This is a genomic window from Enterobacter sp. UPMP2052 (assembly GCF_053709675.1).
Genome location: NZ_JBSKJR010000002.1, coordinates 258,967 through 273,211, shown reverse-complemented (window position 1 = coordinate 273,211; position 14,245 = coordinate 258,967). Strand labels below are relative to the sequence as shown.

Below are 14,245 nucleotides of genomic sequence, written 5' to 3'. Positions count from 1 at the left end.
TTTTCGCAGATAAGCCTAGACATAGCCCTTTTCGTTGGGGGAATTATCGTCTAGTGAAGTATACATGTCTAGAGTGGGCTGTATGCATACCCAGTAAAGTAACAGCTAAAACAAAAAATAAATCTTAAGCAGTTGTTCCAAAATAGCAAAAAGTTGTTCCGGAGTTGTTCCAGCCTGAAAGCATACATATAAATAAAAACAATAAGTTATCTTTATAGATATACATATGGAACAACTGGAACGACTGGAACAACTATCTTTCATCGCACATGAAGAAAATTGGTTAGCCCACAACTTTTCCAGCCAACTCATCCAGGTAGTCCGCATACCACTGGAGCATTTCGCGCCGCCCATCAAGGTACTGAGCATGGTTGTAAGTCCCGCGAATGGTATTTCGGTCAGCATGCGCCAGTTGAGCCTCAATCCATGCAGAACTGAACCCTTTCTCGTGTAGCACAGTGCTCATTGTGTGCCTGAACCCATGCCCTGTTGCCTTCCCAGCATAACCTATGCGCTTGATCACCTGGTTTATGCTGGCCTCACTCATTGGCTTGTGTGCATCGTTACGCCCAGGGAAAACATATTTCCCCCAACCAGTGATCGATTTCAGTTCCAAAAGAAGCGATTTAACCTGCATAGAAAGCGGTACAAGGTGTGGTCGGCGCATCTTCATGCGTTCTTTGGGGATCTGCCACAAATCCTCCTTTAAATCGAACTCAGCCCATTCTGAGGCGCGTAGTTCAATGGTCCTGACACTGGTGTACATAAGCAGCAATGTCGCAATACGAGTCACTTTACTACCACTATAGGCGTTCACTGCGAGAATAAATGGACCAAGTTCGGAAGGGGATAGGTGCGGGAAGTGATTTTGCTTGGGTGATTTTAATGCGCCGGCCAGATCGGTTACGGGGTTCACCTCTGCCCTGCCAGTAATGATCGCATAAGTGAAAATCTGCCGACATGCCTGACGGGTTTTCTTGAGCTTATCTAGTACACCACGCTCTTCCATTTTGCGTAAGACTGATAGCATGTCCATTGGCTTGATATCAGTAATGGCCCGCTTGCCGACATACGGGAATATATCCTTTCTTAAATATTCAAGTATGTCCTCAGCATACCCGGAAGACCAGTTCGGCCTCTTATGTTCATGCCATTCAAGCGCCATAAGCTCAAAGCTATTGTTAATTGCTAGATTCTTTGCCTCTCTTGCAGACTGTTTAACAGCAGAGGGGTCGTTACCCGCAGCAAGTATACGCTTGGCTTCCGTTCGTTTGTCTCTGGCCTCAGCAAGCGTCACATCAGGATAAACGCCTATGGATAGCAGCTTTTCTTTACCGGCATAGCGGTACTTCATGCGCCAGTATCTGGAACCGCTCGGGTTAACAAGCAGATACAAGCCACCACCATCTGACAGCTTATAGGGTTTATCGGTTGGTTTCGAAGAACTGATCTGGCGGGCTGTTAACTTCATATTGGGGGTATCTCACTTCATTGATCCTGCATATACCCCCGAATGTACCCCCAGATGAGCGTAGATTTCAATAGATGATAGTAGACGTTGAAATAATGATATTACGCCTCGAACCTTGATATATCTGGGTTTTGTAGACTTTAAGAGAGGTTAGTAGAAGTGAAGATGGTACGCCCTGTAGGATTCGAACCTACGACCTACGGCTTAGAAGTTCCTGGAACTACCTGAGCTAACAACAACTTACCCCATCACTACGGCGCTCACACGTCCCATCTTCGAAAAACATGCAAAGCCTTGCAAACCGATGCAAAGCTTTGTGTGTCCCATTTCTGTCTCACATCACCGGGCAATCATCAAACTCACCAGAACGCGCATCGTTGATGATGTAGGTTATCACTCCGAACACTGGGCCGGGTCCGGTTGCGTTCTCATCGTGACCAGGTAACTTTTCCTTTCTTCCGTTCGTCACGTTCTCCAGATGCGGGTGCGGGTAAACTCTATAGCGCCTCACAGCAAACTCTCCTCCGCAGTCACAGACGAGCAATGAGCCGTCACACGGGTTAAGCGATGAGTCTATGACCAGTAGCGCATCCTTCATGATGCCGCATCTGTATATAGTCTCTGACGCTCTCATGAAGTAGGTGGCTGCTGGTTTGTGGATGAAGCGATCATCAAGTGATATGCGCTGCTCAACGTAATCTGCTGCCGGGCTCGGGAATCCCATAACTCACCTCCGATAGATACTGTATATTAATACAGTAGTACCGATCGGCGGTGTCGATCAATAGTGTTTGTAGTGCTACACTTCAGACCTTTCCGAATTCACTGATTTCTATAATGTTAAAGTTATTCGCCAGGTACACATCGATAGGTGTCATTAACACGCTCATACACTGGGTAGTGTTCGCTATATGTATTTACGTATTCCACACAGGCCAGGCCCTGGCTAACTTCGCAGGGTTTGTGGTGGCGGTATCGTTCAGCTTCTTCGCCAATGCCAGATTCACGTTCAAGGCATCCACAACAACGATGCGCTACATGCTTTATGTGGGCTTTATGGGGACCCTAAGTGCGGCTGTAGGTTGGTGTGCTGATAAATCAGGCATGGCTCCTGTCATCACGTTAATCGTGTTCTCCGCCATCAGTCTGGTGTGCGGGTTTATTTATTCAAAGTTCATTGTCTTTAGGGATGCGAAATGAAAATTTCTCTGGTCGTTCCGGTATTTAATGAAGAAGAAGCAATTCCAATCTTCTATAAAACCGTGCGGGAATTTGAGGGTTTGCTGCAGCATGAAGTCGAGATAGTATTCATCAATGACGGCAGCAAAGACGCTACAGAATCAATTATTAATGCGCTAGCTGTTGCCGACCCGCTTGTGGTTCCCCTGTCATTTACGCGTAACTTCGGGAAAGAGCCCGCTCTGTTTGCCGGACTTGACCACGCCACTGGTGATGCGGTTATTCCGATTGACGTTGACCTGCAGGACCCGATTGAAGTCATTCCGCATCTGATTGAGAAGTGGCAGGCCGGTGCGGATATGGTTCTTGCAAAGCGCTCTGACCGTTCAACTGACAGCAGACTTAAACGTAAATCTGCCGAGTGGTTCTACAAACTCCACAATAAAATCAGCAATCCGAAGATTGAGGAAAATGTTGGCGACTTCCGACTAATGTCTCGTGAAGTTGTGGAAAACATCAAGCTCATGCCTGAGCGCAACCTGTTCATGAAAGGCATTCTGAGCTGGGTTGGCGGACGTACTGATGTTGTCGAATATGCCCGCGCAGAACGTGTGGCAGGCAATACAAAGTTCAACGGATGGAAGCTGTGGAACCTTGCTCTTGAAGGTATAACAAGCTTCTCAACCTTCCCGCTTCGAGTGTGGACTTACATCGGACTTATCGTTGCCGGAATAGCATTTATCTACGGCGCATGGATGATCGTCGATACGCTAGCATTCGGTAATGCCGTGCGTGGATATCCTTCTCTGCTTGTTTCTATCCTGTTCCTTGGTGGGGTTCAGCTGATTGGGATTGGCGTTCTTGGTGAGTATATTGGCAGGATTTATGTTGAGTCCAAGCAGCGCCCAAGATTTATTCTGAAGAAAAGGAATAAAGATGTTTAAGTTGAATAGATTTGATAGTGGGTGCTGGGTAATTGTTTGCGTTACCGCTCTCTTTGTATTGCCTATCCTGCTTTCAGGTGTTTTGTATCAGGACGACATACTAAGAGCGGCAAATGGTGAGGCGTATTGGGGCGTACTTGGTCGCCCTCTTTCTGACGTTGCTGTTATGGCGCTTGGGTTTGGTTCAGGATTCGTTGTAGATTCTTTTCCATTATCTCTAATACTGGCTGGCTCATTACTTGGCGCTTCTTCAATGATGCTTTATTGTCGGTTCGCAATCAGTCGCGACATTGCATCAGGCTTGGTTTTTTCTTTATTTTCACTAAGCCCGTTCTTCCTTCAAAACCTTTCTTATCACTTTGACTCCTTCCCCATGATGCTTGGCGTTTTCCTTGCTACACTGCCTTACTCTAAAATGGCAGCATCATATAAGTTGGCAGTTAGGGTGCTATTTGGGGCTGTATGCCTTGTGCTTGCCTTGAGTCTCTATCAGGCAACAATAAATGTATTTCTTTCATTGTGCGCCATAGAAATAGCTTATGCGCTTTACAATAGGGGGTGCGGAACATATGCACTTCGAATGTCTGCCGAAAGAGCGGCAAGCGCAATTGTTGGGATGATAATCTACATGAAGGGTGTGACTCCCTTCTTCTTGTCAAAGAATGTCCACTCGGATCTTGTTGTAAAAGCTGACGACCCACTAAAAAGCCTGTCTTACAATTTTGAAAGATTCTGGAGCATTGCTTCAAGCCTGCTAAATGAATCGCTTTACATGGCATGGTTTCTGGCGCTTGCGCTTTCGATTGTTGGATTGATAATGCTTGCTATCAGGCTGATAAAATCTGATTTTTCTTCATTATCAAAAATAATAGGTTTTACAGTTTTGGTGCTCAGTATTGCTGTGGCAGCATTCTCCATTGTTGGGCCATTTATCTTTGTCGATAAGACAGTGGTTGCCCCTCGGGTAATGATGGGCTTGCCTGGGTTTATGCTGCTGATTGGCTATCTGGCGTCCATGCTTTCTTCAAAGAGAATCACTACAATCGCATGCATTATCCCTGTAATGTTCTCCTTGTCTTACTCTTCTGCATATGGGAATGCGAGCAAGCATCAGCGCTCGCTCGAAGATAAGGTGTTTTATGATATAGCATCTTATTTGCCCTCTAAGCTGGATGGCAAAAATGTGTATATCTCAGGCCAGATATCTACAGCTATAGCTACTGATATGGAATTTAAGAGATTCCCTTCCCTTAAGTGGATGGTTATGCCGCTATACAACTGGTCAGGAATGATAATGCTGAAACATTATGGGATAAATGCGGAGATGGGAAGCACCACCAACACCGAAAACAGTGGCGTCCCTTTACACTCAAGCAGGTATTTCAACATCATATCCGGAAATGAGATATACGTAACTTTAAAATAGCCCGCGAGGGCTATTTGGTAATCTTTAGCCTCAGCTTGTAGTTGATGCTATATGTACTTGCTACGTTTACGGGGGTCTGTAAGGTTACAACTGTATCGCTATAGCTTACGATACCCATTGGTGCTACAGATGTCGCCTGCCCCTGCGTACCAATGATTACCCATGCCTCGACATTAATTATTTTCCATCCCGTAGGTGGAGTTACTTGTACCCTACCATCGCCACCATTTATCAGCTGTGTTGAATACGCAGAGGCGTATGAAACCCCTCTTCCTTCATACTCATATCCGTTCGGGGCTAAATATACAGGCATAAATCTGTCATTGATACAGTCTATATTTACCCAGTTTGATGGGGCTATAAGCCTGCTAGAGCCAAAATAAATGCCTGTGTTTTGCATATAGAACTTAGATGTTGAGTCAGGCGTTACCAGGAAGGTGTTTGTGAATTCTGATGTGGACATATCACCAGTCATGTTCATCAGGGTCACAAGCGATCCGCCAAGGCTATAATAATAACTATTATTAGTAGCTGGCAGAGTGTAAAGCTCAGATCCCCCCATCAGAATAGACATTGCCTGGTATGGTCCATGTTTCCCTGTTGTGTTGAGGAGCTTATAGTCTTGTGTCCAGCTATTGGCAAAAATACCCGTCGATGCATATGAGTAGTCGTGCACACCCTGCCATGCCTCAATGCCGATATTTTCTATATCAACGCTGTCACATTGATATCTACTTACAGCTATCGCCGTTTCATTGGCGAAGTCATAGTTTGCATAGGTTGTTAATGCCCCTTCGATAAACCCATGGAACTTGCAATACTTACATCTGCGAAGAACCAGCCCGAAAGGAGATGCGTCAATTTCAACCCTGAGATCGACACTCGTGATTGTCGATCCTGCTGCCGGGGCATACTCGGGGGTTGCTGTTGCGGAATCAAGATATACAGCCTTATGGCATGAATCAGCCCTGACTACTCCTGTTAACCCCCAGCAACCATATCCAAGAAAACCATACTCAGCACCGCTTACAGAGATGTTAACTTTTGCTTTCATTGCCGTATTCGCATGATAGCAAATATCACCGACATTCTTTGTTATGGTCCTGCGCGGTACACCTCTGGAGCAATGAATTCCATCGAATACGATACCGCGTACGAATTCATCAGAACTGCCAGCTGCTGAGGCATCCATTACCCTTACGACCGCATCCTTTCCAAAACTTGGCTTAACAGACGTTTTTGAGCGAATCATAGTAGTTCCGAACTGATTTGACAGTGGCGTGCTTGCCACCCCGTACCACTTGCTATGATTCCCCTGCTGAAGCATGCCATCTACACCAAAATGGTAAATTGCATATGGGCAGCGCACCGGGACCTTGCCACGCGCATAGTTCTCAGCCGCCTGGCATGCAGCCCAGTCGATGGTTTGTGTCAGTGAGGTCACGAATGGGTATACAGCCTGTGCTGCAGCTAGGGTCGGATATCTCTCGGAAAGAGGGTGTACGGTGCCATCACCAATAGCGCCAAATTGCTCTGGGGTTACCCAGGTGATCGCCTGCTGAAGATTTCCACCTGGCTGCAGGCCGATCGAAGCCGCACCTGCCACAGTTGCCAGATAAGCCCGAAGTGAAGCATCCCCAACCCCAATCCATGCGCCGACCCCAACTCCGCCTGATGACGCGGGCGTGGACCCAGCATCAACATGCTTTGGAAGTGGGCCATCCCAGCGATAATATTCTCCGCTCGCTTCATCACGCAGTGCCTGGTTAGGCAGAGTTATGTCGGCCCCGTCCTGGAATGAGTCGATAAGCACCCATCCCATAGATGAAATAGCCTGCTGAATAAGCCAGCGAAGCCCTTCTATCGTGTAATGCTGACCACCGAAACGATCGATGTATTTTCGCTCAAGCGAGGTAACAAACTCGTCAATTTTTCCTGCGTTGAATTTCAGGTCGCGCGGCGATTCACTTGGTACTGGCAGGTTTGTTGGTTGCGTAGCCATATTGATTCCATAAAAAAACCCGGCACGGTGGCCGGGTCTGGTTGGTCGGGGAAGGTTCTTATTGGTAGATGGCGTCGCTGTACTCCGCGACGGTCAGAGATACCGTGTTATCTGTGTTCGGCTTGATGCTGTTGACCGTCCATAGTTGGCTGTCCAACTCCTGCACCGTTGCTATGAGGTAACGCGACGGTAGCTGGACAGTGTCTCCGTTCCATATGTTGAGCTGAATGTCGGGTATTAGTGCGGTGAAGCCGTACTTCGTATCGGATCGGGCTGTTGCCGGGTATCTCAATGTCGGGTTACCCAGACTGTCGGTCACCAGCACATACATCGAACCGGCAAACGTGATCGGTTCGCTTGTATCAAAGTTATTCCCGGCGCGGCCGGTTATGTAACCCTGTTGTTGGTTGCTATCATAGATATCAGGCATCTGAATGACGCTGCCGACCTGGATGATTCCGTCTTCGAACACTTTGGCGTTCATCTTTACCCGGGAGTAAATCAGACGTTTGGTTTCGCGCAGCGCGCGTTCCCGGGCCTGAAACTCGTTACGGAAGCCGACGATCTCCAGTTTGTTCGGGTTCTCCGCTTCCTGTTCGACAATAGAGCCGTTCAGGACCCGGTAGTTGATATAGGTCTTGTTATTCGTTGTCGGGTGAACGTAGGACACCTGCACGCCGTCATAACCGCCCGGAAGAGTGGCTTCGTACGTCATTTTGTACTCATCAGTCTTCATGTTGGCCCGGTTGAATACTGCAGCCGGATAATCAACCTTCTGATCGCGGGTAAATGTCAGCACGCCGTCATCCCAGTACGCAATAACGCTGGCTGCGTTGCAGATCGCCTGAACCCGATCGCCCAGCGAGTCGTTTTCGTCGTCAAACGTGTAGTCAAAGTAGCCCAGGCGCTCATCAGGCAGACTCTCGGCGATCGAATACAGCCCGTACAGGTCAATGCTGCTGACCGGCTGCTCACCCATAATTAGCCAGGTGTGCGTCACTGCATCGGCAAACGAACGCGACGGCCGAAGCGTGTAATCCACCGTCTGCGTGTCCATGTTGTACGTGATGGTATGGCGTGTCACCAGAGCGTTATATTTGCGCTCGCGGCTGCCCAGCGCGTTTTCTGTCGCCCGGACCTTTACGCGCACAAGCGTGTCTGTCGGGTGAACGACATTGGTCCGGATGTTAATGCTGTGGATTTCTTCGACCTTCAGCAGACTGGCATCGCTGGAGTTATCGGTGCGCTGGAAGCTGACGGCGTATTTCCCGAAACCGCCGGACGGCGTTAATTTGTCTGTGCGGTAGAACACTTCGCTGGTCGACTGGTGCGGCGTCGTCTGCCGGTACGTAAACGTCTGCTGCGTTCCCGGCACCTGGTTGTAGTCATCGTCAATTTTCCAGATGACAACCTTCCAGTTGGTCTCTTTCTTCCCGCCCAGGCTAGATTGGGTGTGCAACCACAGTTGCGTAGACTCGACCGGCGAGAAGAACGGCCCAACCACCAGCGCCTCATTGTCGTTGAGGATGAATTTCGTGGTGTTAATAGTAGCGTTGGCCGGGATGTCCTGCGGACCCTCCAGTTGGTTCATCGTAAACGTGTACCAGCGCACCGGGTTAACAACCGCGCCATCGTTTGTTTCAACGGCGGAGATCAGCGTGCCGGAGAATGTAGCATCGGTAGTAACGGTTCCGGAGGCCGTGCTGTACGTCACGTTGATGGTGAAGGTTACAGCGTGCGGCAGAACCAGCCCCATGAAATAGTCGAACTCAGCCTGCTTAACGATTTTCATCGCTATCTGGCCGCCGGAATACGTTCCGCTGACCACCGTGTTTGCCGTTGCTGTTTCGATCGGGAAGTCGCTGGCTTCGTTCTGCCCGGGAACCTCCTGCCCGTCGACGTCATCGAACCCGTATCCCTCGACGATTTGCGGGATGACTTCTCCCGGCTGGAAGAACTGGAATTCAGCGCCTGCCAGAGAGCCCAGGCTGGATTCTGAGTAGCGCACGGACTCATAATCGTATTTACCGATTCCGATGCACATCCACTCTGTAACGTACTTCAGGCCGCCGTCGGTAGCCGTCTGATGAACGTATTCGAATACTGATTCCTGAATCAGATCGGGAAACGAACGTATCTGGCCGTAGATGTCTGGCTTGGCCTTGTAAACACGCGCGGTGTTTGTCTGACCGGTCAGGCTATTGTTCGGTGAGTCGACAGAATTTCCGCCGTTGTTAGCAATGGCCGGCTTCGGCGCGAGGAACGAAAACACCTGCCCAACGACTTTGAAAATCGGACTCAGGATGTCGCCGACAATGCCTTTCGGCTGGTCGAATATCTGGATATGGTCCAGCTCGCTCAACTCAAAAGCCAACTCGTCATCATCGCCCAGCTTCACGCCGTTTCGGACGATCAGCAGGTCACGGTGAAATGTAGCGTCATTGGCCGCCAGCCAGTCATAAAAAAGGGTGCCGTTTGGCACCCTGCAACGCAGCTTAGGCGTTCCTGGAAAATTCGATATCTCAACCAGCGCCATATTCGAAAAACTCCACTTTGGTGAATGCCCGCTGAATGACCAGCAACGAATCCATGCGCACGCTTCCATTCTCGCCGCGGGAGTGCAGCGCCTGCCTGTTAAGCACCAGTCCAACGTGCGCTGGTTGCGCGCCGCAGTACCCGACGAATATCCCGCCGTCGACCGGCTTATCGACCTGGCGCCAGAAAACGACGTCACCCTGATAGCAGGTAAAGAAGTCGGACCCGGCTTCGTAGTCCGGCGTCTGGTGCAGCTCAATGCCGAGAACGTGCCGGTAATACAGCACGCACAGGCCCCAGCAATCCACCCTCTCGAATGAGCACGCCCGGTTAGCCCAGGGCACGCCGATCACCTTCCGAATAAAATCAGAGGTACTGCAGGCCGGTATATTCCGTTGGGTCATAGAGCCTTCCGATGTTGTTATTCAGAGGGTTGGTAACAGAAAGGGTTACCGACGCTGAGTCGGCATCGATATCCACCGTCTTGACGTAAAGCTGCCACGACTTAATTGGTACCGACACATCGCCGCTGTCGAATATCTGCCGCGTGGCCGTGATGGCTGTCAGCCGGGCAGCGCCCTTCCACTTCTTCATCAGCGATTTGATGTCAGACGACAGCCGCCCTAACTTCACCGTCGCGTCGATCACCGGCGTACCGCTCTGCTGGCTCTCTTCGATTTCAAAGCGCGCTGGCGTGTACGTCTGGCTGGCGAGCGTTTTAGGGAAGAACTGCTTGTCGACCAGGCGGACATAGCCAAAGGATGGATGGTAGAAAGTGATTGTGTCGTACAGGCCGCGCGTCGGGCGCTGCTGCTTATATTCCCTGAAGCTAGGCATTACGGCACCCTCGGCAGTGATTCTGGGTCTCTATTGTCCGGATAACCCGTAACCACGATATCCAGCCACGAATCCCACGGTGGCGGCAGCTCAACAATGATGTCGTCGAACTCGTCGTCGGCGTTGTAGAGGTGGTTCGCAATAACTGTCCCTGTCCAGGTCACCACCCCGCCGTCGATACTGGTTTGCACCGGCATCTGCGTGAAGTGAAGCTCCTGCAGCTGCAGGCCACTGCCGCCCAGGTTGATATTCACCCGGAACCAGTTCAGACCACGGTTGAGATAGTTCGGGCTGCGCAGCCACTGCTTGAATGCGCGCTCCTGGTCCAGAGTGAAGATCCACGTCAGTGACCAGGTCACTTTCAGGTCGTCAGTAAGGTTCTGGAAGATAGCCGGGCCTACCGCTGGCTGATCGGTCTGGAACCCGGTATCGAGCGTCATGTTTTTGCTGGCCTTCTGCGCCAGCGGCAGCCAGTCAGGATAGTCGATGATTGGCATCTAAACTCCAGGCAATAAAAAACCCGCCGGAGCGGGTTTGCTTAATCAACAAGCCGGGGCCCGGTTGGTGCCTCGTAGATATTGATTTTTATGTCAACGATTTCGCCATTATTGGTAAATTCCTGCTCTTCCCCAGCAGGCGTTATGCCCTTGATTGTTGATCCATCACTTAGAGTAAACACAAACTCGACCGCCCTGTTCGGGCGTATCCTATGTGGCTTACCTATCTCAGTTGGTATTGACTGCACTTCGCCCGGCTCAATTACCACGTAAGTCTCCTTATCCCTGACCGTTCGGGGTTCTTTTTACGTTGAAATTACTGGTTATACCCTGACTTATCGGGCCACCATTATTTAAATCAGCGATAATCGTCGTGAGGGTAATACTACCATCTGAGTTCACAGTTCCCTGAGAATCAACAGTAGAAGAGGTGTAATTCTGCACGATATTGTTGATTATTACACCACTCCCGCCTTGCATATCCTTATTGCTGATTACCTTGCCGTTGTCGCCCGGGATCATGTACTGCTTACCGGTGCTGGCCTGGTAAATTTCAGGCATCCCGCCTTCGCCGACCTGATACATTCCGCCAGCACTAACCGGTCCGCCGTTCTTGCGTTTGCCAGCCACTCCCATAGCCAGCGCACCGAGAACAGCGCCAATGCCTATGGCAGCAGCGCCGCCAAGAGTACTGATAGACGCCAGCATTGCCGCAGGTGTCCAGGCCGCCGTTTGTGTCGCCGCTGCCGCGGTACTTGCTGCCGTAGTGGTAGCTATACCTGCGGTTTGAGCGGCTGTCGAAACTGCCACTGCTGACGTAGTTGCGGCCTGGCCCATAATCGCCGACTTAACCCACTCGAGGCCCATCTGCACGAAAGAGTTAACCAAGCTGTTCAGGACCGTCATGCCAATGCTTCTCATCGCATCGCTGGCTGACATGCTGCCGGTGACAATGCCGGTTAGCGCGTTACTGGCGACAGACCCGAGAGAGTCGAAAGCCGCCGCCGCTGCCTGCGTGGCCGCGTTCTGTTGCGCCCATTCCTCCCACATCGCTGCGTTGCGCTGATCCCGGTATTGCTGTTCGATAGCAGCGCGTGCTGCCTCCGCCTCGCCTATCTTCTGCGGATAAAGTTGGGCGTACTGCTGGATGTCAGCGATATCTTTCTGATACTGGTTATCCAGGCCTGCGGTTTTGCTGGTCTTTCCCTGAATCGATGTGAATTTGTTGGCAGCGTCAGTACGTTCTTTTTCTGCCTTAGCTTGGGCGCGTAACGCGTTGGCATTATCCCAAGCCTTACCAGCCAGTTGCCCGGCAAGCAGAATCTGATCTTCTGTAGCGCTATTCCCGAGAGACTGCTGGGCATTGAGCACGGCCTGCGCGCGCGACAATTCGCCTACACTTCCAGCAGACAGCTCTGCCTTTTGCCGCAGTTCATCCAACTTTTCGTTAACCGCCTCCTGAGCCTTGGCGTATTTTTCAGCGTCCTTTTCGGCTTGCGTCTTTTTCTGCTTGCCTGTTCCCGCCACCGCCTTTATCTCGATGGGCTTGGTATTAGCCGCGGTCTGTGATGCTTTGGAAACAGCAGCCAGATCACCAACCAGCATGGCGGCTTTGTTGCTCAATCCGGCTAGCGCTTTGTTTTGTGCCTCCCAGCCGTCCAGACCCAACCATGACCAGGTGCGCGCCCGGCGTGTGAACATTTCTGCTGTGCTGTTCAGATCTGAAATTTGCGAATCCGCTGAGATTGCCTTCCCCACCAGCCTGTCCAGTGCCGCCGTCATCGAGTCGATAACCGCAACCAGGCCATTGCTGGCTCCTGTTGCCTGGTTAACTGAATCGATCATCGACAGGAATGAGTTTGTCAGCGCGGTATTAGCCTGTGAAAGCGTGCGCGGGAGTTTCTCGAACTCTGCATTAACTGAACCGGTTTGCTTCTGAATTGCGTTGAGGGCATCTTCTGCCGTGAGCTTTCCGTCCAGCATGAGTTGCCGCAACTCGCCGATGCTAACGCCCATCCCAGCGGCAATCTGACGCGCCAGTTCAGGCATTTGTTCAAGGATGGAGTTGAATTCCTCAGCCCGGATAGTGCCAGAGGAGATCGACTGGCCGAACTGACGAAGAGCATTAGCCATTTCCTCGGTTGAGGATCCGCCGATGCGCCCTATTTTCTGAAGTGTCTCGGTGAGCTGAATGATCTGGCCGTTCGTCGCGCCGGTATCGCGCAACGCTGTGCTGAGGGTTTCCCACAGCTTCGCGGTGTCCTGCAGTGAGCCGCCCGTTGCCGAGCTTATGCGCATCAAACCCTGCATTGTCTGGGTGGCGGCCGCGGCGCTGCCGGTCAACCTCTCGATCCTGGCCTGCATTTGAGACATGGCGTCAGCCGCTTCAAGGAAGCGCTTACCATAATCAACTACCTGAGATACGGCGATCGCGGAAGCTATTGCAGAAAGCCCTGTTTTTAATCCAACAGAAGATTTTGCTGTCTGATTTTGCGCTTGCTTGAGGTCGTATAATTTCCCTGCAAGCTCGCCAATTTCTTTTCGTTGAGCCGCAGTAGCAGATGATCCAGCCTGGAGCCTGGCCGATAGCATTGCCGCACTTCTCGCGCCATTTTTCTGCTCTTCATTGAGAACAGCGATCTGCTGCGTAAGGCTCAAAGAAATTGAGCGCAATCTTGCCGCGTCATTGGCCTGCTGCGCCGCCTGCTTCGCTGCTTCAGACGATGCTTTTGCTGACGCATTTTGAGCAGATTTGAGGTCATAGAGCTGGCCGGCAAGCTGAGAAATGCGCGCCTTTTGCTCGTCAGTTGCCCCATTCCCCGCTTTCATTTGGGCAGACAGGATAGCAGCGCTGCGAGATCCCTCAATCATCTCAGCATTAAGGACGGACAACTCACCTTCAAGGGATGAGATTGCCGATTCTGATGCTCTGAAAGCAGCGGCACTATCACTATTCGCCTTGGCTGCATCGATCGCAGCCTGCTTCACGTCAAAAAGCTTTACCGCAAGGTTTCCAATCTCCCTACTCTGCGCCTCTGACGCATCACCTGACGCTGCAATTTGAGCTGCGAGGGCGGCAGCGCTGCGGGCACCATTTTTATTTGCCTCTTCAAGAACTGCTATTTCGTTACCAAGCCGCTCCATGATTTTGGCTGCATTGCTCGCGTCATCAGCAGCCCTTGCGATCGACTTTCCAGATTTATTCGCTGCAGCATCGAGGCCGTCTAACCCTTGCCCTGCCTTATTTGATGAGCTATCTATCTGGCTCAGCGCGTTCTGCACATCCTTGGCACCGTCAAGAAGTTGAGCGGTATCCAATGCGATGGTGATATCAATACCACCTAAATTTTCCGA

General features: G+C 50.8%; 12 protein-coding genes. 3 read left to right on the top strand and 9 right to left on the bottom strand.

Annotation, left to right across the window (positions count from 1 at the left end; genetic code table 11):
- Positions 1–283 precede the first annotated feature (283 nt).
- Both ACWKX3_RS11590 and ACWKX3_RS11585 read right to left on the bottom strand, forming a co-directional pair.
- On the bottom strand, positions 284–1,471 hold the full coding sequence (locus ACWKX3_RS11590) for a tyrosine-type recombinase/integrase (protein WP_454541807.1): 1,188 nt from the start codon (positions 1,469–1,471) through the stop codon (positions 284–286).
- A 334-nt stretch (positions 1,472–1,805) separates the two neighbouring features.
- Complete coding sequence (locus ACWKX3_RS11585; RefSeq protein WP_454541806.1) at positions 1,806–2,195, bottom strand: HumD family translesion DNA polymerase; 390 nt, start codon at positions 2,193–2,195, stop codon at positions 1,806–1,808.
- A gap of 113 nt (positions 2,196–2,308) precedes the next feature.
- Between ACWKX3_RS11585 and ACWKX3_RS11580 the strand changes: the two genes are divergently transcribed.
- Genes ACWKX3_RS11580 through ACWKX3_RS11570 form a run of 3 tightly spaced genes read left to right on the top strand, consistent with a single transcriptional unit; the run spans position 2,309 to position 5,020 of the window.
- Positions 2,309–2,671, top strand: coding sequence for a GtrA family protein (locus ACWKX3_RS11580; RefSeq protein ID WP_454541805.1), 363 nt, complete (start codon positions 2,309–2,311; stop codon positions 2,669–2,671).
- On the top strand, positions 2,668–3,594 hold the full coding sequence (locus ACWKX3_RS11575; RefSeq protein ID WP_454541804.1) for a glycosyltransferase family 2 protein: 927 nt from the start codon (positions 2,668–2,670) through the stop codon (positions 3,592–3,594). Before ACWKX3_RS11580 ends, ACWKX3_RS11575 begins: the two co-directional genes overlap by 4 nt.
- Positions 3,587–5,020, top strand: coding sequence for a glucosyltransferase domain-containing protein (locus ACWKX3_RS11570; RefSeq protein ID WP_454541803.1), 1,434 nt, complete (start codon positions 3,587–3,589; stop codon positions 5,018–5,020). The genes ACWKX3_RS11575 and ACWKX3_RS11570 overlap by 8 nt, the downstream gene beginning before the upstream one ends.
- Before the next feature lie 10 nt (positions 5,021–5,030).
- On the opposite strand, the gene ACWKX3_RS11565 is transcribed toward ACWKX3_RS11570, so the two are convergent.
- The 7 genes from ACWKX3_RS11565 to ACWKX3_RS11535 are packed head-to-tail and all read right to left on the bottom strand — an operon-like array spanning position 5,031 to position 13,483.
- Complete coding sequence (locus ACWKX3_RS11565; RefSeq protein WP_454541802.1) at positions 5,031–7,022, bottom strand: tail fiber/spike domain-containing protein; 1,992 nt, start codon at positions 7,020–7,022, stop codon at positions 5,031–5,033.
- 58 nt (positions 7,023–7,080) lie between these two features.
- The gene (locus tag ACWKX3_RS11560; protein ID WP_454541801.1) at positions 7,081–9,558 is read right to left on the bottom strand and encodes a host specificity factor TipJ family phage tail protein; all 2,478 of its coding nucleotides are present in this window, start codon (positions 9,556–9,558) and stop codon (positions 7,081–7,083) included.
- Positions 9,545–9,961, bottom strand: a complete 417-nt coding sequence (locus tag ACWKX3_RS11555) for an NlpC/P60 family protein (protein ID WP_454541800.1) — start codon at positions 9,959–9,961, stop codon at positions 9,545–9,547. Before ACWKX3_RS11555 ends, ACWKX3_RS11560 begins: the two co-directional genes overlap by 14 nt.
- Positions 9,924–10,394: a hypothetical protein gene (locus tag ACWKX3_RS11550; protein ID WP_063924353.1), complete on the bottom strand. Its 471-nt coding sequence runs from the start codon at positions 10,392–10,394 to the stop codon at positions 9,924–9,926. The genes ACWKX3_RS11555 and ACWKX3_RS11550 overlap by 38 nt, the downstream gene beginning before the upstream one ends.
- Positions 10,394–10,891 (bottom strand): hypothetical protein, encoded by a 498-nt coding sequence (locus ACWKX3_RS11545; protein WP_454541799.1) that lies wholly within the window; start codon positions 10,889–10,891, stop codon positions 10,394–10,396. Before ACWKX3_RS11545 ends, ACWKX3_RS11550 begins: the two co-directional genes overlap by 1 nt.
- 41 nt (positions 10,892–10,932) lie before the next feature.
- A complete protein-coding gene (locus tag ACWKX3_RS11540) occupies positions 10,933–11,160 on the bottom strand; it encodes a hypothetical protein (protein WP_454541798.1) in 228 nt (75 codons plus the stop codon).
- A 10-nt stretch (positions 11,161–11,170) separates the two neighbouring features.
- Entirely contained in the window at positions 11,171–13,483 is a 2,313-nt protein-coding gene (locus ACWKX3_RS11535; RefSeq protein ID WP_454541865.1) for a tape measure protein, read from the bottom strand.
- Positions 13,484–14,245: the final 762 nt, after the last annotated feature.